This window comes from Cupriavidus sp. 05N40 (assembly GCF_056397305.1).
Genome location: NZ_JBFTND010000088.1, coordinates 21,270 through 40,742, shown reverse-complemented (window position 1 = coordinate 40,742; position 19,473 = coordinate 21,270). Strand labels below are relative to the sequence as shown.

14 protein-coding genes and 1 pseudogene are annotated in these 19,473 nt (G+C 67.5%); 11 read left to right on the top strand and 4 right to left on the bottom strand.

What is annotated here, in order from left to right:
* Nucleotides 1–355, top strand: a 355-nt coding sequence (locus AC1DO7_RS21015; protein ID WP_477116526.1) for a phosphatase PAP2 family protein, incomplete at its 5' end; no start/stop codon positions are given.
* Between the two features lie 67 nt (nucleotides 356–422).
* Nucleotides 423–2,381, top strand: a complete 1,959-nt coding sequence (locus AC1DO7_RS21010; protein WP_441614580.1) for a hypothetical protein — start codon at nucleotides 423–425, stop codon at nucleotides 2,379–2,381.
* A 280-nt stretch (nucleotides 2,382–2,661) separates the two neighbouring features.
* Here the strand turns inward: AC1DO7_RS21010 and AC1DO7_RS21005 are convergent.
* From AC1DO7_RS21005 to AC1DO7_RS20990, 4 genes and pseudogenes are all read right to left on the bottom strand, one after another.
* Nucleotides 2,662–3,096, bottom strand: a pseudogene (locus AC1DO7_RS21005) (IS3-like element ISAzo10 family transposase); the annotation flags it as partial.
* A 41-nt stretch (nucleotides 3,097–3,137) separates the two neighbouring features.
* Nucleotides 3,138–4,280 (bottom strand): acyltransferase family protein, encoded by a 1,143-nt coding sequence (locus AC1DO7_RS21000; protein WP_477116525.1) that lies wholly within the window; start codon nucleotides 4,278–4,280, stop codon nucleotides 3,138–3,140.
* A gap of 142 nt (nucleotides 4,281–4,422) precedes the next feature.
* The gene (locus AC1DO7_RS20995; protein WP_441614576.1) at nucleotides 4,423–5,112 is read right to left on the bottom strand and encodes a DapH/DapD/GlmU-related protein; all 690 of its coding nucleotides are present in this window, start codon (nucleotides 5,110–5,112) and stop codon (nucleotides 4,423–4,425) included.
* A gap of 164 nt (nucleotides 5,113–5,276) precedes the next feature.
* Nucleotides 5,277–6,485, bottom strand: coding sequence for a glycosyltransferase family protein (locus tag AC1DO7_RS20990; RefSeq protein ID WP_441614574.1), 1,209 nt, complete (start codon nucleotides 6,483–6,485; stop codon nucleotides 5,277–5,279).
* A 336-nt stretch (nucleotides 6,486–6,821) separates the two neighbouring features.
* Between AC1DO7_RS20990 and AC1DO7_RS20985 the strand changes: the two genes are divergently transcribed.
* The 9 genes from AC1DO7_RS20985 (at nucleotide 6,822) to AC1DO7_RS20945 (ending at nucleotide 19,456) form a co-directional block, all read left to right on the top strand.
* Nucleotides 6,822–8,087, top strand: coding sequence for an oligosaccharide flippase family protein (locus AC1DO7_RS20985; protein ID WP_441614751.1), 1,266 nt, complete (start codon nucleotides 6,822–6,824; stop codon nucleotides 8,085–8,087).
* Complete coding sequence (locus AC1DO7_RS20980; RefSeq protein ID WP_441614749.1) at nucleotides 8,087–9,163, top strand: glycosyltransferase family 4 protein; 1,077 nt, start codon at nucleotides 8,087–8,089, stop codon at nucleotides 9,161–9,163. Before AC1DO7_RS20985 ends, AC1DO7_RS20980 begins: the two co-directional genes overlap by 1 nt.
* Nucleotides 9,164–9,272: 109 nt before the next feature.
* The gene (locus tag AC1DO7_RS20975) at nucleotides 9,273–9,962 is read left to right on the top strand and encodes a PIG-L deacetylase family protein (RefSeq protein ID WP_441614572.1); all 690 of its coding nucleotides are present in this window, start codon (nucleotides 9,273–9,275) and stop codon (nucleotides 9,960–9,962) included.
* A gap of 686 nt (nucleotides 9,963–10,648) precedes the next feature.
* Nucleotides 10,649–11,656: a GlxA family transcriptional regulator gene (locus AC1DO7_RS20970; protein ID WP_441614570.1), complete on the top strand. Its 1,008-nt coding sequence runs from the start codon at nucleotides 10,649–10,651 to the stop codon at nucleotides 11,654–11,656.
* A gap of 148 nt (nucleotides 11,657–11,804) precedes the next feature.
* Nucleotides 11,805–13,322 carry a mannose-1-phosphate guanylyltransferase/mannose-6-phosphate isomerase gene (locus tag AC1DO7_RS20965; protein ID WP_441614568.1) on the top strand — a complete coding sequence of 506 codons (1,518 nt, stop codon included), beginning with the start codon at nucleotides 11,805–11,807 and terminating at the stop codon, nucleotides 13,320–13,322.
* A 226-nt stretch (nucleotides 13,323–13,548) separates the two neighbouring features.
* Complete coding sequence (locus AC1DO7_RS20960) at nucleotides 13,549–14,928, top strand: undecaprenyl-phosphate glucose phosphotransferase (protein ID WP_441614566.1); 1,380 nt, start codon at nucleotides 13,549–13,551, stop codon at nucleotides 14,926–14,928.
* 56 nt (nucleotides 14,929–14,984) lie between these two features.
* Complete coding sequence (locus tag AC1DO7_RS20955) at nucleotides 14,985–17,210, top strand: polysaccharide biosynthesis tyrosine autokinase (RefSeq protein ID WP_441614564.1); 2,226 nt, start codon at nucleotides 14,985–14,987, stop codon at nucleotides 17,208–17,210.
* Between the two features lie 84 nt (nucleotides 17,211–17,294).
* Nucleotides 17,295–18,413, top strand: a complete 1,119-nt coding sequence (gene gmd / locus AC1DO7_RS20950; RefSeq protein ID WP_441614562.1) for a GDP-mannose 4,6-dehydratase — start codon at nucleotides 17,295–17,297, stop codon at nucleotides 18,411–18,413.
* A 53-nt stretch (nucleotides 18,414–18,466) separates the two neighbouring features.
* The gene (locus AC1DO7_RS20945) at nucleotides 18,467–19,456 is read left to right on the top strand and encodes a GDP-L-fucose synthase family protein (RefSeq protein ID WP_477116524.1); all 990 of its coding nucleotides are present in this window, start codon (nucleotides 18,467–18,469) and stop codon (nucleotides 19,454–19,456) included.
* Nucleotides 19,457–19,473: the final 17 nt, after the last annotated feature.

Sequence of the window (19,473 nt, the reverse complement as noted above, 5' to 3'; positions counted from 1 at the left end):
GTTGTCGGCGGCGGTGTGGTCGGTGTTCCTCGCCTTGCTCCTGCGCAGCATCAGGCCGGCATGGCGCGACGGCGGCTTCATGCTGGGGCTGTTGCTCGCGGCGCTGATCTGCCTGAGCCGCGTGATGCTCGCCGCGCATACCCCGACCGAAGTGATCGCGGGATGGCTGCTGGGCGGCACGATCGGAGGCTGGGTGCTGCGCGCATGCGCCGCCGCGCCCCGGCGGCTCGGCAATGGCGTGATCGCCGGGGTTGCACTACTCGGCTTGTGCACGGTTGCCTATGGACGCCATGCCCCTTTCGAGCAGATCATCTGGCACTACTCACCGTACTACGCACCGGTGATTTGTCGTTAGGGAGGCTAGTGTGCCGCTTCTTCCCCGCCTGCTTGCCGGGCCCCAGCCGTGCCGCCGCCAGCGCGCCATGGCCAGACATGTCCCGTTCCCGTTTGCCGCCTGCCTGCTCCTGTTCGCCTTCACGGCGTGCGGAGGCGACCGCAGCGCCGACAAGGCCAAGCCCCAGGCCAACGGCAGCGCGCCGCCCGCCGCCGCGGCGGGCGTGACCGACAGCGGCATCCTCAATTGCGCCGCGCCCGCCGCCAGCACCGATGCCGCGCCGGACGGCGATACCCTCGAGGCCGATACGCCGGGCAGCGACGGCACGCGGTTGTTCCCCGCAGGCAGTACCTTCCAGCTCAGCGTCACGACGCGGTCCGCCGCCGCCGATGTCGTGAACTGGACCATCGCCGACACCTGGGGCCGCTCCCGCGCCAGCGGCCAGTTCCCCGTGATCGCCGGCCCGCGCGTATCGACGCTGGACTGCAAGTCGACCATTGCCGGCTACTTCGCCGTATCGGTGAGCCTGGCGTCGGCCGGCGGCGGCGTGCGTTCGCGCGGCACCCGTCCCAACGGCATCGCCACGTTCGGCGTGCTGCCCGATATCTCCGCGGTGCTGCCGGCGGCAAGCTACGCGCGCCAGGACCTGCACCGCTTCGGCGGACAGGGCACGTCCTACCTCGCGCCGGGGCAGACGTGCTGCGACGGCGACGGCTATCGCCCGCTCTATCCCGCGCTGGGTTTGTCCTGGGCCAACGACAACCGCAACTGGTACAAGATGGAGCCCAACGGTCCCAATACCTTCAACCCGGCCACCGACCAGCTCGCGTCCTATTTCAAGCCGGGCGACCTGATGCGGCTGATCCAGCTCGACGGCATTCCCGACTGGGCCAGCCCCGTCGCCGATACCACCCACCACGCCTATGCGCCGAAATCCCTGCCGGCCTACCAGGACTACATGACGCGCGTGGGACAGGAATCGAACACGGTGCGCACGCGCTATTTCCCGGCGCAGTCGGCCAACTACTACCAGGTGACCTGGGAGCCGGACTATGACGGCGGCCTGCCGTGGAAAGACACCGACGCAAACTTCGTGGCGATGTACCGCGCCACCTGGCAGGGCATCCATGCGGGCGATCCCAGCGCCGTGGTGATGGGCACCACCAACGCCTTCCTGCGGCAGAACTCCGTCTGGATCGAGCGCCTGGTGCCGCTCGGCATCGCACAGTACCTCGATGGCGTGACCGCGCATGGCTACTACGATGCGGGCACTTCGCCGTCGCATCCGCCAGAGCGGCTGGTGGGTGCCGCCAGCGCCGACGACGCCGCGAATGCCTTGCCGGCCTCCATGCGCGAACTGCGTCACGTGATGGCCACGCGCCTCAAGCGCGGCGCCAAGCTGTTCGTCACCGAGACCGGCATCAGCTATGACATCGGCTCGACCTACGGCCCCGACTACCCGACGCAGAACATCCTCTTCGCGCACGGTGCGGTGACGGCGCGCACGCACCTGATCATGCTGGGCGAAGGCGCGGACGTGAGCTTCGTGTTCTACGCCGCCGACGCACCGATCGAGCCTGGCTACGGCATCTTCTTCGACCTGGCCAGCGCGAGCGGCAGCTTCGGCACGTCGAGCATCAGCCCCAAGCCCGCGGCGCTGGCGGTGGCGGTGATGACCCGGCTGATCGACGGCACCAATACGCTGGGTCCGCTCAAGGCCTTGCCTGCCGGCGTCTACGGCTATGCATTCCAGCGCCTGGGCAGCAATAGCGTAGTGACCGCGCTGTGGACGCACAACAATGCGAACTGGAGCGCCTCCACCGGCTTCAGCGCGACCTATAGCGTGCCTTACACGCTGCAGGTGGATGCGCCCGGCACCAGCGGCAGCGTGGCGGTGCTGGACATGATGGGCAACGTATCGACGGTGCCCTACGCCAATGGCGTGCTCACGCTCACGCTGACGGAGGCGCCGATCTACGTCATCTCGGCGAACGCCACGGTGGCGCAGGCCGGCGTGACCACGCCGGAGGGATATATCGCGCAATAGGGCGGGCGAGCCCGGCGCGGCGCCATCGGCAAGCGCCCGGCGTGGTTGCGTCGCCGCGGCAAGTCTGCCACCTGCGCCGCACGGCGGCTGCGATGGCACCGCCAGGGTGAGCGGCGCGGAGGGAAGAGAGGAACCGAGGAACGGATGGAAGCGGGCTGCGCGCCGAACGGCTGCGCATGCCTGTGCGGCGCGCAATGCGCAGCCATGCGAGATGCCGGCTGGCTATTTGTTGGCTATTTACTGGCTATTTGTCCCGGGCTTCGAACAGCGCGGTGACGTTCTTGGTCAGCACCAGCAGCGTGGCGGCTTCGGCCAGCGCCTGTTCCTTGCGGCGCAGCTCGCGCTCCAGCTCGCGGATCCTGCGCTGGTCCTGCTCGTGCAGGCGCCGCACGGCGCCCATGCCGCGGCTGTCCGACAGCGCCGCGGCGGCGCTGCGGCGCCAGTATTCCAGCTCGAGCGGGTCGACCGAGTTTTCGCGGCACCAGGCGGACTTCTGCAGCTCGCCCATGGCGCCGGTGGCCAGCACGGCTTCGAGCCGGGCTTCGCCGGCCGCAGCCGGGTCGGCCGACGGCATGGCCATGGCATCGGCGCGCCACCGCCCGAGTGCTGCCAACGAGATATGCATCTCGGTCGCGACCTGCTCGACGCTGGCATTCTCGGGAGGCAGCATCCGCGCTACCGCGAGATCCTTGATGGCCTGAGCATACCTAGCCACTGTGGTTCACCCTGTTTCTCCGTGCGACGGTATCCGGTGCGCTAGGCGGCGTGCTGTTCGCCGGGTTGCAGCGCCGGCTGGCCGCGCCGGTTGGCCGGGAAAAGTGCGTCCCGGATGCGCAAGAACGGAAATTCGATGGCCCGCGTGGCGGCATAGCCGACCAGGATGGCGACTGCGAACTGCACCACCAGCGCCAGGCCCCATAGCGGGATCGCCGGTACGCCGAACGCCGTTGCCTTGCGGATAAAGATCTCGCCGGGCGCCAGCGCCACCGAGTGCCACAGGTAGATCCCGTAGGAGTACACGCCGATCCACGCCACCGCGCGGTACAGCCGTGCGCTGCGCAGCGTGCCGGAATACTCGAGCACGAGCACGATCAGCGCGGCAAAGCCGATCGACTGGATGGTGTAGCCGATGGTTTCCTCCAGCACCAGGTTCCGCTGCAGCACCACCAGCCATACCACCGTGGCCGCGACGACCGATACCAGCACCAGCTTCCGGCTCGCTATGCGGCGGTACAGCTCGGGCTTCATCCAGTAGATCGTGGCCAGCATCACGCCGTACAGCAGGCTGTCGATGCGGTATTGCGTGTAGGCCGAAGCGCCCTCGAGGTCGCCGCTGGCCACCGCGAAGCAGCGTGCCGCCAGCACCACCACGCACAGCGCCGCCGTCACCCACAGGATGGTGCCGGCGCGCAGGCTCCAGCGCGCCACCAGCAGCAGCACCGCGGGCAGGAACAGGTAGAAGTGCTCCTCGACGGCAAGGCTCCAGGTCTGCGCGATGGAGCTGCCGAAATAGTTCTGCAAGTGCGTCAGGTTCTGGTACAGGAAGGAGCTGGTCGGGTGCCTGCCCGCGAGCACGTGGAACAGGATCAGTGCGTAGTACGCCGGCCAGATCTTGAAGATGCGGCGGATGATGAAGCGCCGCGCATCCACCTGCCCGCGCTGCGCATACTGGCGCAGCAGCAGCCCGCCGACGAGGAAGCCGCTCAGCGTAAAGAAGAGGTTGACGCCCTCGCGGCCGAAGTTCTTGAGCGGGTACTCGAGCAGCGCGATCCACTGGCTGCYGGTCGCGACCGTGTGGAAGTGCATCCCCATCACGGCAATGATGGCCAGCCCGCGAACGAAATCCAGCTCTATCGAGCGGTTTCCTATGTGCTTGCCGTGGGTGGCCGGGTTTTCCATATTGTTCTCCTCCAAGGGCGCTTCCGAAATGGTCCCGGCGGTGGTCCCGGCGCTGGTTCCGGCGGCCCCCGGCGCGGCCAGGGTGCGGGCGGCGCCTGGCTGGCCGCTGGCCACCTGGCCCGGCGTGCTGTACGCGCCAGGCTTACCGCTCGCCGTGCGTGCCAGGTTCACCTGGCGTACTGAAGCGCTTGCGGATAAACCGGCACGGATTGCCGCCGTAGATGCCTTCGGGCTCCAGCGAGCAATGCACCACCGACAGCGGCGTGACCACCGCCGAGCGCCCGATCGTGATGCCCTTCTGGACCACGCACCTGGCGGTGATCCACACGCCATCCTCGATCACGATCGGTGCGACCTGCAGGTCCATGCTGCCGTCCACTTCGTGCGAGCCGGCCGTGAGGAAGCTGCCTTGCGAGATGCACACGTTCGAGCCGATGCGGATCGGCGCCTGGTTGTAGATCCAGACGTCCACGCCGAACCAGCAACTGTCGCCGACCTCCAGGTTCCACGGCGACTTGACGCGAATCGGATGGACCAGCCGGCAGTGCCTTCCGATGCGCGCGCCGAACAGCCGCAGCAGGCCGGCGCGCAGGCCGGAAAATGGCATCAGCTTGTTGTTGATGATGAGCGCCTCGATCACGAACCAGATCGCCTCGACCAGCTGGCTGCGGCGGCGGACATAGTTGCCTTTGCCGGCGAGGTCGAGATCGATGACTCGGCCACCGGCGCGGCCTGCGTATGCCTGGCGGCTACCGTCGCGCACATCCGCTGCGCCGGCTTCGCGGCGCTTGGCCGCCCGATCCAGGTAATCTGCGTAAGCTTCGGTTTTCATGTCCGGCCCTTCGTGCTTCGCGTTCCGCTGGCGATTTCATTCATTTCGTTCCTGTCGGGAAAATTATCGAACGTGAAAACGCGGGCGCACCGCTATTTGGCCGGATTGGCCTCTGGCAAGGGGCGTTTTGGCGGCATCGCACTACGGCGCGCGGGTCGCGGGCCTCAGATGGCCGCGCGGCGCAGCGTCTGCTTGAATTCGCTCAGGGTGTTATGCGCCAGCAGGTGGGCGCGCGGTGGCCCTTGCGCAGGTACCGCCGGCTGCATTGCGCGCGCAGGCGAGGCGAGCTGGTCGAGAGCGCGCCCGATGGCCGCGACGGAGAGATCCTCCAGCACCGGCCCGAGTTCGCGGCCGTGGCAGAACCAGCCGATCAGCCCGTCGGCCGTGGCGATGACAGGCTTGCCGGCGCGGTAAGCCTGCACCAGCACTCCGCTCATGCCGTAGTGCCCCTTGTAGCCGAGCCATACCGCGTCGCAGGCGCAAAACAGGGCGGCTTCTTCCTCGTCGGTAATGAAGCGGTCCAGGATGAGCGGCGGAGGCAGCAATGCAGGCGCGGCCTCGCTCAGGAATGCGCGCATCTGCGCATCCTGCTGTCCCGCCACCACCAGGGCCGGCGCATGCGGGCGGCCCGCCAGCGCCGCCACCAGTTCGCAGATGCCCTTGCGCTCGGTGATGGCACCGTAGACCAGCAGGTGCGCGCCTTCGCCCAGCCCGAAGCGCGCCCTGGCCGCGGCGGGATCGGCCGGGAGGGCATCCGGACACGGGTCGGCAAGATAGGCGACGCAGGCAATCGAGGCGACATCCTGCGTGCGCCCGCCGGCGCGCGCGCACCATTGCGGCAGCGTCGGGTCGATCGACAGGAGCGTCTTCATGCCGCCGGTGCCGAGCGCGCGCCGGAACAGCCAGGTCTTGACCGCGTTGACCAGCGGCCGCCTGGGCGCCTTCACGCCCACCTTGCTGTGATGGAAGTTCGCGCGCATCGTGATGCCGACCCAGGGCACGGCGCCGAACGGCGAGCCCAGCAGCGGCAATATATAGAGGAAGTAGTCGGCATAGGGCACGACCACCAGCGAGGCGGCGCGCTCGGCGCTGGCGATGCGGAACGCGTGGCGGAACATGCGCCAGAAGCGCACATAGGCGATGCGGCCCAGGCCGTCGCCCGCCGCGGCCGGCGCCGGCACGAACAGGAGCGTGGTGTGCGGCTGGGGGCTGTCGAGCAGCCGCCGTGCGAGAGGGTGATCGCGGTTTGACGGATCGGTCGCTACCATGCAGTGATACCCGGCTTCGCGGTAAGCCTGCATCGCCCATTCGACATAGCGCCAGCGGTGCCCGGTAAAGTCGTGCTCGATGATCAGTGCGGTCGGGTCGGGCATGGCGTATCCAGGCCCGGCGCGGGCCGCCGTGCTGCAGGTTGCGAAAGACTCGTCCTTTTCACATTAGCACCGTGCCTGCCGCGCCAGCCGCCAATATGTGGCCACGCCTGGCGGAAAAGGACTGGGCCGGCGCGGCCGGGACGCAAGCTCGCGCCGGCGCGCTTGTCCACATGGTCATCGCCTTGGTGACGGATTAACGCTATGCCATGGCGATTCCCGCCTGCACGGCTACGGTAGATTGGGTCGCATGGCTCGCAATAGCCACCGGCGCGGCGCGTGACCATCTTTGTGCGCGTCGTCGCCGCCACCGCTGTCGCCACGGGACAACAGAGCAATATGGCCAGATCCCTGAAAGGTGTCGCATTCCTGCCACCGGGTAGCCTGGATGCGAGTTCGGCTGCGTGGGTGCTGGCGCAGCAGGTGCTGGTGCGCGGGCTGGTCGCCGTGAAGTTCCTCATGGTGGGGCGCATCCTCGGGCCGTCGGCCGTCGGCATCGCCGCGGTGGCGCTGCTGGCCGTGGCCATTGCCGAGGCCCTCAGCGACACGGGCCTGCCACAGGCCGTGGTGCAGGGCCAGCAGCCGCCCACGACCGACCAGCTCGGCGCGCTGTGGACCGTGCTGACCTGCCGCGGTGCGCTGGTGGCGTTGCTGCTGGCGGCGCTGGCGCCGGTGCTGCAGACGCAGTTCCACCTGGAGGGCGGCCTGCTGCCGCTGCTGATGGCCGCCGCGCTGCCGCTGCTGCGCGGGCTGGCCTCGCCGGCCTATTTCGTGGTCACGCGCGAGCGCGGCTTCCAGCAGATCGCCGGGGTCGAGGTGGCCGCCGCCGCCACCGACTGCGTGGTCGGCCTGGCCTGCGCGCTGGCCGGCGCCGGTGCCAGCGCCATCCTGATCGGCCTGCTGGCCGGCGAATCGCTCAAGAGCGCGCTGACCTGGCTGACCATGAAGCCCCGCCCGCCGCTGCGCCCGCGCTGGTCGGGCATCGGCCACTACATGGGATTCAGCCGCTGGATCTGGGCGGGCAGTGTGGTCAACCTGCTGCTCAACCAGTTCGACAAGGTCATCGTGGGCAAGCTGCTCGGGCCGGCCCAGCTCGGCGTGTACCAGATGTCGTCCAAGTTCGCGCAGATGCTGCTGGCCGACGCCGGGATCGCCATGTCGCAGTACCTGTTCCCCACCTTCGCCGCGCGCTTCCGCAAGCAGGACGGCTCCGACGCCACGCTGCTGCGGCGCTTCGTGCTGATCGGCGGCCTGGGGCTGGCCTGCGTGGTGGTGGTGCTGCGGCTGGTGGCGGAGCCGCTCTTCATGCTGATCCTGGGGCCGGCGTGGCTCGGCGCCGTGCCGCTGTTCCGCATCTTCACCATCTATATGGCGATCGGCGCGCTGATCGCCGTGCTGGTGGCGTACCTGCGGGCGGTGGGCCTGCCCAAGGCGGCCACGCAGGCCTCGGTGATCCAGATCGGCGTGCTGCTCGCCACGGTGCCCTTCGCCACGCACTACCGGGGCGCGATCGGCATTGCCTGGGCCATGACGCTGGGCCTGTCGTGCGCGGCCGGCTGGATGCTCTACCAGATACGCCGGCTACGGACAACGAGGAGGGCATGATGCGGATTCTCCATCTGGTGTTGACGCCGCGCCTGTCGGGCGCGGAGATGCTGGCCAAGGATCTGGCCATCCACCAGCAAGCCTATGGCGATACCGTGTGCGTGTCGGCGCTGATGCCGCAGCAGGACGATTTCCTGCCGCTGCGCGCCCAGCTCGACGCCGCCGGCGTGCGCTGCATGTTTCCCGACCAGCCGCGCCGCCTGCCCGGGCGCCTGTGGCACCTGCGCGGCGCGCTGCGCGCATACCAGCCCGACATCATCTTTGCCCACGCCACCATTCCGGCTTTCTATGCGCGCGCGCTGCCGTCGCGGGTGCCGGTGGTCTACGTGATGCACTCGGCCGCCAACGATTTCGAGAGCAAGCTGTTCCGCTGCGTCGAACGCCTGCTCTCCACGCGCGCCCGCGCGGTGATCGGCGTCTCGCAAGGGAACCTGCGCGACTACATCGGCGCGGTGGGCGAGCATCCGCTGATGGCGGTGATTCCCAACGGCGTGGACACCAGCCGTTTCTTCATCCACCCCGCGGCTACGCGCGAGGCGCCCGGCGACGCGCGCGCGCCGCTGGTGGTGCAGGTTGGGCGCTACGCGGCGATCAAGAACCAGCTGCAGACCGTGCTTGCGTTCCGCGAAGCGCTGCAGAGCGTGCCCGGCGCGCGGCTGGAAATGTATGGCGTGATCGAGGACCCGGCTTACTACGCCGAGGTCTGCGCGCTGGTGTCCAGCCTGGGGCTGGTCGACAGGGTCTGGGTCAACGGGCCGCAGAACAACGTGCCGGAGCTGCTGGCGGCGGCGAGCGTGTTCGCCATGCCGTCGGCCTCGGAGGCGCACAGCATCGCATTCCTGGAGGCGCTGGCCACGGGCGTGCCGGTGGTCGCCAGCGCCATTCCCGCCTTTGCCTTCGCACGGGACTACCCCGGCGTGCAGTTGCTCGATACCGGCGATGCCGCCGCGTATGGAGCGGCGCTGACGCGCGCGCTGGCGCAGCCGCGCGTGGCGCGCCCGCTCGACGGGCTGACGCTCAACGATACCGCCGGCCAGTACCGCCTCCTGGCGCGCAGGCTGCTGAGTTCGGCGTGACGCAGAGGTGGCAGAGGCGGGGCGCAGGTGTGATGGAGGCGTGGCGGAAGTGTGAGCGTGATGGCGCCTTGATACCAGGCAAGAGGGCGAGGGGAAAAAAGGAGGAGACATGGAACGCAAGCGCGTACTTGTATTGAGCCCGCATGCTGATGACGCCGAACTGGGCGTCGGCGGGTACCTGGCGCGGGTCGTCGACGCCGGCGGCGAAGTCCTGGTGGCCCTGGCGACGGCCGGCACCAGCCGTTCGCTGAACCTCGGGCGCGAAGTGAGCGAGCGCGAGCGGCTCGGGGAGTTCCTGGAGTCGATGAAGGTGCTGGGCGTGCAGGCAACCGAGATCCTGACCACCGGCTTCGATGGCGCGCTCGACGCCGTGCCGCGCGCGCAGATGATCCACCGCCTCGACATGTTGCAGAACCGCTTCGAACCCGACGAGGTGTTGATCCCGCTGGCCTCCTCGCACCAGGACCATCGCTACTGCTGGGAAGTCGGCCTCGCGGCTACGCGCCCGAGCCGCGCCAAGCATGCGCCTGGCCTAGTGGCCGCCTATGAGTATCCGGCGACTTGCTGGGGTGGCGGCGGCATCGTGAGCGTGGCTGGCGGCACCCTCTATATCGATGTGAGCACGACATGGCAGCGCAAGATCGATGCGCTGCGCCAGCACGTCTCGCAGATCCACGAAGGGGCCGGCCATCTGGTCGGGGTGGAAGGCGTCACCGCGCTGGCGCAGTGGCGCGGCGCCGAGTCCGGCTTCCCACTGGCCGAGGTATTGCACGTCCTGCGCATGCGCTGGGGCGCCTGACCGGCCCCGGCGGGCTGCCCGCAGGGCAGGTCGTTCCGGCCGCGCCGGAGGGCCTGCCCGTGCCTCGTCCGTCGTTCTCCTGAGTTCCATTCTCACGCTGCCGCCGCGCGAACCCGTGCGCGCCGCCGCTTGCGCGCGCCGGCGCTCGCACGCGGCGCATGCGCCATTTTCACCGCCGCGCCGGATGAAAGGCGCCGTAACAATAGAAGAATCTCGCGAACTGCGCATGTGGCTCAATCGGGATCGGATGCGACATATTAATTATTTTTTCTTAATTTTATTATTTGTAAAAAACTACAAAATGGCATTTCCGTCCGTGCGAAATTAATTGTAAGCAAAAGTTAATGTTATGACTATTGCCGTCCATGCACTTTAATAGGACCTTATGTTCGCTGGCACGCATTGTTTTTTCTGCGAAATTTGCTGCTTAGCAACATGGTGCCTACAGTGCAAGAACCTCATCCGGCGCCGTATTACAGCGGTTATGCGGGCCAGATTCTTGCTGGTGTAGTGGGAGGCGCATCCGATTTTTCAGGGATTTTTCTGATAGACGGATGCCTTCCGCCAACATCTCGCTACTTTCCGACACCGTCATATTCCTAGGGTTTCGGGATGGCTACGATGCAACGCAACACCAATTAAATATTCTCGCGGAAACGGTTCATCAATTCTTTGGGGGGAGAATCATGCCCTATGCGCAACTCGAACCGGCGACGGTTAGTTGGCTCAGTTCCTCGCTTAGCACTTCCATAAACCGTTCCAAGTGCGCCGTGCGTCGCGTTGGCATTCTCCTGTTCGACGGATTCTCCTTATTGGGGGCCGGGCTGGTGGCGGAACTGTTCCAGACCGCCAATGAATGCTCGGCCGCTGCTTCCGGAAAAGAGTCTGCCTACGACGTCCAGCTGCTTTCCGTCGATGGCGGGAGTGTCGCCTGCTCCGCCGCCATGCGGGTGTGGACGGACGGGCTCGATCCGCGTGAGTTCTCCGGCTTCGACGTCCTCTTCATCGCCGGCGGCGCGGGTGCGCGCAACGCCGCCGCCGACGAGCGGCTGCTGCGCTGGTTGCGCGTGGTGTCGCCCAGGACGGCAACCGTCAGGCCGATCGCCGAAGGGCGCGCGGTGCTGGCCGCGGCTGGCATCCTCAAGTCGCAGGGTGGCGAGCACAGCAACGTGATCTATGGCCTGCACAGCGCCGACGAGTCCGGCGAGCAGTACGAACTGGTGCGCAGCGCGCTGACGCTGATCAAGCGCGACCTGGGCCTGGACGTGGCGCGCGCGGTGGGCAGCCGCGTGATGCCGGCGTGGACCGCCCGCCTGATGCCACGGCTTGCCGACACCGGCACCACCAGCGTGGGCGACAAGATCCGCAGCGCCGCACGATGGCTCCACGAGCACTGCGAGCAGCAGATCTCCGTGTCCGACGCGGCCCAGGTGGCGACCATGAGCGAACGCAATTTCCTGCGACGCTTCAAGCTCGAAATGGGCGTGACGCCTTCTGACTACCTCCTGCACGCACGGCTCGACACCGCCTGCAGCTTCCTCGCCGAGACCGAGTTGCCGGTCGACAAGGTGGCAAGGCGCTGCGGCATGGGCAATGGCGACAGGCTGGCAAAGATCTTCCGCAAGCGCATGTCGATCTCGCCCACCGAGTACCGCCAGCGCAGCAAGTCCGGTGCCGCGGAAGCGGAGCAATGAGATGCGGGGAACCTGGCAGCAGCACAGGGCACAGCGCAGGCGCCATCGCTGCGTGTGCGCGCTGCTGCATCGGCTGGCGGCCGCCACGCACGGCGGCGCACAGCCAGGCGCAACGGGAGCACGGCTCCACTTGAAGGAGGACCGGGATATGTCGAATACGCTCGTGGAAGGCGATGCCGCGCACTTGTCGGCGCAAGCGCAGGTGCCGGATACTGCCGCGCGCTTGCGCATCACCCCGGTCGTGCTGGCGGGTGGCGCCGGTACCCGGCTGTGGCCGTTGTCGCGGGAGCACTTTCCCAAGCAGCTGATCGACCTGGTCGGCCCGGATTCGCTGCTGCAGGCCACCGTGCGCCGCATGCAAGGCTTCACGGGCAGGCATCCGGTGGAATCCACCGCCATCATCGTCTGCGGCGACGAGCACCGTTTTGTCACCGCGGAGCAATTGCAGGCCAGCGGCATGGAAGGCCGGCTGGTGGTGGAGCCGGTGCGGCGCAATACCGCGCCCGCGCTGACCCTGGCCGCGGCGCTGGCCTATGCCGGCGGCGAAGACGCGATCCTGGTGGTGATGCCGGCGGATCACGCCATCCCCGATACCGGCGCATTCCATCGCACGCTGGCGCTCGCCGCCGTCCACGCGGAGCAGGGCGCCATCGTCACGCTGGGCGTGCCGCCCACGCGCCCGGATACCGGCTACGGCTATATCAAGCTCGGCGAGCCGTTGCAGGACGGGGTGCGCCGCATGGAGCGCTTCGTCGAAAAGCCCGCGGTGGAACTGGCCACGCAATACGTGGCCAGCGGCAACTACTGGTGGAACAGCGGCATCTTCGTGGTGCGCGCAACGGTCTGGCTGAAAGCCATCGAGGTCCTGCATCCGGCCATCCACGAGATGTGCGTCGCCGCCGCCGCGGAAGGCGAGCAGGACGGCCAGTTCTTCCGGCCCTGCGCCAGGCAGTTCCTGCTGAGCCCGTCGGACTCGATCGACTATGCCGTGATGGAGCGGCTCGACAGCGCCGAGGCGCCCTGCCATGGCGTGGTGGTGCCCCTGGAGGCCGGGTGGTCCGATCTGGGCTCATGGGACGCGGTGTGGGACGCCATGGACAAGGATACGTCCGGCAATGCCGCGCGCGGCCGCGTGGTGTTCGAGGGGGCGCACTCCAGCTATGTGCACTCCGACGGCCGGCTGGTGGCCTGCGTGGGCACCAGCAATATCGTGGTGGTCGAGACCGCCGATGCGGTGCTCGTGGTGGACCGCTCGCACGTGCAGGACGTCAAGGACGTGGTTGCGCGCATGAAGATCCTGCACGCGCCGGAGGCCGATGCCCACCGCAAGGTGCGGCGCCCCTGGGGCTTCTACGACTCGATCGAGCACGGCGACCGCTTCCAGGTCAAGCGCATCGTGGTGCAGCCGGGTGCGCGCTTGTCGCTGCAGTTGCATCACCACCGCGCGGAGCACTGGGTGGTGGTCAGCGGCACCGCGCTGGTGGTGCGCGGAGATGAGAAGTTCCTGCTCAGCGAGAACCAGTCCACCTTCATTCCGCTGGGCGTGCTTCACCGCCTGGAGAACCCCGGGAAGCTGCCGCTGGAAATCATCGAGGTGCAGTCGGGCGGCTATCTCGGCGAAGACGACATCGTGCGTGTCGACGACACCTACGGGCGCTGCGCCTGACGGTCCCGCCCGGACGGCGGGCGCCGCAAGGCCGGTGCGAGCGGCCAGTGCGGGGCGAACAGCGAGGAAGGGAAGAGCGGGAAAAGAGGGAAAAGAGGGAAAAGGGACAAGCGGGCCAGGCGGGAAGAAACACGGAAACACGGGCAACAGATGCAACTGAGACGGCGGCACGGCGCGGGGCGGGGGTAGTTTCGGGCAAGGCAGGAAGGCACCGGGAGAGGGGAACATGCTGAAGATCGAAGGCTTGCTGGCACGCATGCTGGATGTCGCGCTGGTGTTCGCGGGAGCGGCCATCGCCTCGCACATCCGCTTCGACGAGATGGCGCAGCGCACCTTCTACGATGTCTTCCTCGCGCTGTCGGTGGCCTTCACGCTGGCATTGTTTCCCGCCTTCGGCATCTACGATTCCTGGCGCGGCCGCTCCAAGATCGGGCTGGCGGGGCACCTGGCGCTGGCGTGGCTGCTGGTGCAGCTGTGCGGCATCATGGTGCTGTTCTCCCTGCACCACGCCTCCATCGTCTCGCGGCTGTGGTTTGCCTACTGGACCGCTTCCACTGGCGCGCTGCTCATCCTCTCGCGCCTGCTCACGCACAGCGTGCTCGGCCAGGTGCGCAGCGCCGGCATGAACCTGCACAAGGTCGCCGTGGTGGGGTGCGGCGCGCACTGCAGCGCTGTCATCCGGCGCAGCGCAGGGGCGCCGGCCTCGGGTTTTCGCGTGGTCGCGGCGTTCAACGTGGCGCCCTCCGTGGGCAGCCTCAACGTGAAGGTGCCCACCTTCGAGGATCGGGTGGCCTTCCACCGCTACATCCGCTCGCAGGACATCCACGAAGTCTGGCTGGCGCTGCCGCTGTCGGAAGAGCGCACCATCCTGGAGTTCGTGGCGGAGTTCCGCGAGGAGCTGGTCAATGTCCGCTTCATGCCGGACCTGCGCAGCCTGGCCCTGTTCGACAGCGGCACCGTCGAGCTGATCGGCATGCCCGCCATCAACCTGGTGGCGTCGCCGCTGTCCCCCAGCGCGCTGCGGCAGAAGGATGTGTTCGACCGCCTGTTCGCCGCCGCCGCGCTGATCGGCTTGTCGCCGCTGCTGGTGGCCATCGCCATCGCCGTCAAGCTGTCCTCGCACGGGCCGGTGCTGTTCAGGCAGAAGCGCAAGAGCGCCGATGGCCGCATCTTCACCATCTACAAGTTCCGCTCGATGCGCGCGCATGCGGAGGCGGCGGGCGTGGTCACGCAGGCCACCCGCAACGATCCGCGCGTCACGCGCGTGGGGGCCTTCCTGCGCCGTACCAGCCTGGACGAGCTGCCGCAGTTCTTCAACGTGTTGCGCGGGGACATGTCGGTGGTGGGCCCGCGCCCCCATGCCATCGAGCATGACGACCAGTACCAGAAGCTGGTGAGCGGATACATCCACCGCTATCGCGTGAAGCCCGGCATCACCGGCTGGGCCCAGGTCAACGGCTTTCGCGGCGAGACCGACCGCATCGAAAAAATGGAAGGCCGCATTGCCTGCGACCTGTACTACCTGGGCAACTGGTCGTTCGCGCTGGACATGCGCATCATCGCGGCCACCGTGGTCAAGGGGCTGATTCATCGCAACGCATATTGAAGAACGCCTGCGCTGCGCCGCAGGCGGACAAGCAATGGTCACAGGGAGTCAAAGCTATGGCTGCGAAGTTCGACACCCAGTACACAGATGTCTCCGGCGGGTCGGAGCTTCGCCTTTCCGACTACCTCGTCACGCTGCTTGAGAACTGGCGCATGATCACCGCCGTCACGCTGCTGGCGCTGGCGGTGGGCACCTGCTTCGCGTTCCTGCAAAGCCCGGTCTACCGTGCCGACGCGATGATCCAGGTGGAAGACAGCAAGGGCAACCAGAACCAGAACCAGAACAATTCGCTGCAGACGCTGTCCTCGATCTTCGATTCCAAGTCCTCCGCGGCGGCCGAGACCGAGCTGATCCGCTCGCGGCTGGTGGTGGAAGAAGCCGTACGCAAGCTGCACCTGGATATCGCCGCCGGGCCGCGCTACTTTCCCGTGATCGGGCGCTGGCTGGCATCGCTCAACGGGAGCTTGGCGGCGCCGACGACGCTGCTGGGCCTGTCCGACTACGCGTGGGGCCCGGAGTCGATCACGATGTCCTCGTTCGAGACGCCGCAGAAGTCATACGGCAAGCCATTCGTGCTGGTGGTCGAGGGCGATCGCAGCTATAGCCTGCGCGACCCCGATGGCAACCCCGTGCTGCAGGGCCGCGTCGGCGAAGAGACCACCGGCACCACGCCGCTGGGTCCGGTGAGCGTGCGCATCGACCAGCTGGTGGGGCGCAAGGGCTCGCAGTTCGTGCTGGTGCGCTCATCCACCGTCGGCACCGTGGAGCGCATCCAGCGCGCGCTCTCGGTCGGCGAACTGACGCTGCAGTCGGGCATCATCCGTGCGAGCCTCGAAGGCCCGGACAGCAAGCTCACCGCCGATATCATCAACACCATCGCGCGCCAGTTCGTGCAGCAGGACATCGGGCGCCGCTCGGCCGAGGCCGAGCACACCCTGGCCTTCCTCGACCAGCAGCTGCCGGCCCTGCGCAAGCAGCTCGATCAGGCCGAGGAGCGCTACAACGCCTTCCGCAACCGCCAGGGCACCGTCAATCTCGGGGAAGAGAGCCGCCTGCTGCTGCAGCAGATCGTGGACAACAAGGCCAGCCTGGACAAGCTGCAGACGCGGCTGTCCGAGGTGCGCACGCTCTACACCGACCAGAACCCCGCCGTGCAGGCGCTGACCGCGCAGATCGCCACGCTGACCTCGCAGCAGGGCGCGCTGCGCCGCAAGGTGTCGGTGCTGCCAGATACCGAACAGGCCGCTTTGCGCCTGGAGCGCGATGTACGCGTCAACACGGAGCTGTACACCAACCTGCTCAACAATGCCCAGCAGTTGCGCGTGGTCAAGGCGGGGCAAGTCGGCAACGTGCGCGTGGTGGACTTCGCCGAGCCGGCGGACGACCCCGTGCGCCCGCAGCGCGTCGTGCTGATCCTGATCAGCGGCGGCGTCGGCCTGGTGCTGGGCGCGTTGCTGGCCTTCCTGCGCAAGGGGCTGTATGGCGGGGTGGAGCATCCGCAGGAGCTGGAGCGGATGCTGGGCGTGCCGGTTTGCGCGGTGATCCCGCGCAGCCGCACCCAGCTGCGGCTGCAGCGTGAAATCCACTCTGGCCGCAACCGCCAGGGCGTACTGGCGGCGCGCGCGCCCGACGACATCGCCGTGGAGGGCGTGCGCAGCCTGCGCACGGCCTTGCGGGGTGCGCTGGCCACCGCCAGCAACAACGTGGTGATGCTGACCGGGTCGAGCCAGGATGCCGGCAAGTCGTTCATGTCGGTCAACCTGGCCGCGCTGGTGGCATCGGGGCGCAAGCGCGTGCTCCTGATCGACGGCGACATGCGCCGCGGCGAGGTCCACGCGCATTTCGGGCTGGCGCAGGTGCCGGGCCTGTCCGATGCGCTGATGGGCACGGATATCGATTCCGTGGTGGTGCACGACGTGCTGCCCGGCCTGGATGTGCTGCCGCGCGGCACGCTGCCCGCCGATCCCGCCGAGCTCCTGATGAGCGAGCGCCTGGACTCCCTGCTCGACCACTTCAAGCAGCGCTATGACATGGTCGTCATCGACACGCCGCCGGTGCTCGCGGTGACCGATGCGGCGCTGCTGGGCCGGCATGCCGGCACCACGCTGCTGGTGGTGCGGCATGGCCGCCATTCGGCCAACGAAGTGGCCGAGACCGCGCGGCGGCTCAACAACGGCAGCGTCACGCTGCAGGGCGTGCTGCTCACCGACGTGCCCAAGCCGCCCTTGCAGCTGCGCACGGGCTACACCGATTACTACGGTTACCAGGGCAGCGCGAAGTAGCGCGCCCGCCACCGGGCGCGGCCCGGTCCGCGATGCAGATCACCAATACCAACACCAACACCAACGCACGGCGGGAGAATGACGATGACGCACAAGGTTGCTCTGATCACAGGCATTACCGGGCAGGATGGCTCTTATCTTGCGCAGCTGCTGCTGGAAAAGGGGTACGAGGTGCACGGCGTCAAGCGGCGCACCTCCCTGTTCAACACGGACCGCATCGATCATCTCTATCGCGAGCCGCACGATCCCGACCGGCACTTCTTCCTGCATCACGGCGACCTGACCGACGCGAGCAGCATGCTGCGCGTCATCCAGCAGGTGTTGCCCGACGAGATCTACAACCTGGCGGCGCAGAGCCACGTGGCGGTGTCCTTCGAGGAGCCCGAGTACACGGCCAACGCCGACGGGCTCGGCACGCTGCGGCTGCTCGAAGCCATCCGCATCCTCGGGCTGGAGAAGAAGACGCGCTTCTACCAGGCCTCGACCTCGGAGCTGTACGGGCTGGTGCAGGAAGTGCCGCAGAAGGAAACCACGCCGTTCTATCCGCGCAGCCCGTACGCGGTGGCCAAGCTCTACGCCTACTGGATCACGGTCAATTACCGCGAGGCCTATGGCATGTATGCCTGCAACGGCATCCTCTTCAACCACGAGAGCCCGGTGCGCGGCGAGACCTTCGTCACGCGCAAGATCACGCGCGCGATCTCGCGCATCGCGGTGGGGCTGCAGGACGAGTTCTACCTTGGCAACCTCTCCGCGCTGCGCGACTGGGGCCATGCGCGGGACTACGTGGAGATGCAGTGGCTGATGCTGCAGCAGGAGCATCCGGAGGATTTCGTCATCGCCACCGGCGAGCAGTACAGCGTGCGCGATTTCGTCCAGTGCGCCGCGGCGGAGCTGGGGGTGACGGTGCGCTTCGAAGGCACGGGCGTGGACGAGGTTGGCGTGGTGGAGCGGGTGCAAGGCAAGGAAACCCGTCTCGCGCCGGGCAAGGTGATCCTGCGCGTGGACCCGAAGTATTTCCGCCCCACAGAGGTGGAGACGCTGCTGGGAGACCCGTCCAAGGCCCATGAGAAGCTCGGCTGGAAGCCCACGACATCGTTCGCCAAGCTGGTCAAGGAAATGGTGCGGGCCGACTTCCAGATTGCCCGGCGCGACGCGCTGGTGACACTGGCCGGCTTCCAGGCGCTCGAGCATCACGAGTAACGCCACCCCGTCATCCACAAACGACTCCACGAGCGACTCCAACAGCAAGAGCCATGGAAAAAGACTCCGTTATCTATATCGCCGGGCACAACGGCATGGTGGGCTCGGCGCTGCTGCGGCGCCTGCGCGCCGAGGGATACAGCAACCTGGTCACGCGTGACCGCGCCRAACTGGATCTGACCGACCAGGGTGCCGTGCACCGCTTCTTCGCCGACGAGGGCATCGACGTCGTGCTGCTGGCCGCCGCGCGCGTCGGCGGGATCCTTGCCAATGCCCTGCGCCCGGTCAATTTTCTCTATGAGAACCTGGTCATCGAGACCAATGTGATCCACGCCGCGTACCAGGCCGGCGTGGGGAGGCTGGTGTTCTTCGGCTCCTCGTGCATCTATCCGCGCGAATGCCAGCAGCCCATCCGCGAGGAGTACCTGCTGGCCGGTCCGCTGGAGCGCACCAACGAGGCCTACGCGATCGCCAAGATCGCCGGGCTGAAGCTGTGCGAGGCATACAACCGCCAGTACGGCGCGCGCTATTTCAGCCTGATGCCGACCAACCTGTACGGCCCGAACGACAACTACGACCTGTCCACCAGCCACGTGCTGCCCGCGCTGATCAGCAAGGCCTACACGGCGGTGCGGGAGGGCGCATCGACCTTGCAGATCTGGGGCACCGGCACGCCGCGGCGCGAGTTCCTGCACGTGGACGACCTCGCCGCGGCCACGCTGTTCATGCTCGAGCACGACGTGGCCGAAGGCGTGTTCAACGTCGGCACCGGCACGGACCTGCCGATCCGCGAGCTGGCCGAGCGCATCTGCCGTGTCGCCGGGTTCGCGGGCACGCTGTCGTTCGACACCTCCAAGCCGGACGGCACGCCAAGCAAGCGGCTGGACATTTCCAGGCTGGCGCGGCTCGGCTGGCAGCCCGCGATCAGCCTCGACGAGGGTATCGAATCCGTCTACCAGGAGTACGCGAGTCGCAGGGATGGTGCCTTGCCCGGGGGGGCGCCGGCCGAGGCCGACGCACAGGCAAGCGCCGTCATCGAGTGACGAGATACAGGAGCGAA

Excerpts from the sequence above, each read along its gene's own strand:
- AC1DO7_RS21010 (WP_441614580.1), top strand. The coding sequence starts at position 423 with ATGGCCAGACATGTCCCGTTCCCGTTTGCCGCCTGCCTGCTCCTGTTC.
- AC1DO7_RS20995 (WP_441614576.1), bottom strand. The coding sequence starts at position 5,112 with ATGAAAACCGAAGCTTACGCAGATTACCTGGATCGGGCGGCCAAGCGC.
- AC1DO7_RS20990 (WP_441614574.1), bottom strand. The coding sequence starts at position 6,485 with ATGCCCGACCCGACCGCACTGATCATCGAGCACGACTTTACCGGGCAC.
- AC1DO7_RS20985 (WP_441614751.1), top strand. The coding sequence starts at position 6,822 with ATGGCCAGATCCCTGAAAGGTGTCGCATTCCTGCCACCGGGTAGCCTG.
- AC1DO7_RS20980 (WP_441614749.1), top strand. The coding sequence starts at position 8,087 with ATGCGGATTCTCCATCTGGTGTTGACGCCGCGCCTGTCGGGCGCGGAG.
- AC1DO7_RS20975 (WP_441614572.1), top strand. The coding sequence starts at position 9,273 with ATGGAACGCAAGCGCGTACTTGTATTGAGCCCGCATGCTGATGACGCC.
- AC1DO7_RS20970 (WP_441614570.1), top strand. The coding sequence starts at position 10,649 with ATGCCCTATGCGCAACTCGAACCGGCGACGGTTAGTTGGCTCAGTTCC.
- AC1DO7_RS20965 (WP_441614568.1), top strand. The coding sequence starts at position 11,805 with ATGTCGAATACGCTCGTGGAAGGCGATGCCGCGCACTTGTCGGCGCAA.
- AC1DO7_RS20960 (WP_441614566.1), top strand. The coding sequence starts at position 13,549 with ATGCTGAAGATCGAAGGCTTGCTGGCACGCATGCTGGATGTCGCGCTG.
- AC1DO7_RS20955 (WP_441614564.1), top strand. The coding sequence starts at position 14,985 with ATGGCTGCGAAGTTCGACACCCAGTACACAGATGTCTCCGGCGGGTCG.
- gmd (WP_441614562.1), top strand. The coding sequence starts at position 17,295 with ATGACGCACAAGGTTGCTCTGATCACAGGCATTACCGGGCAGGATGGC.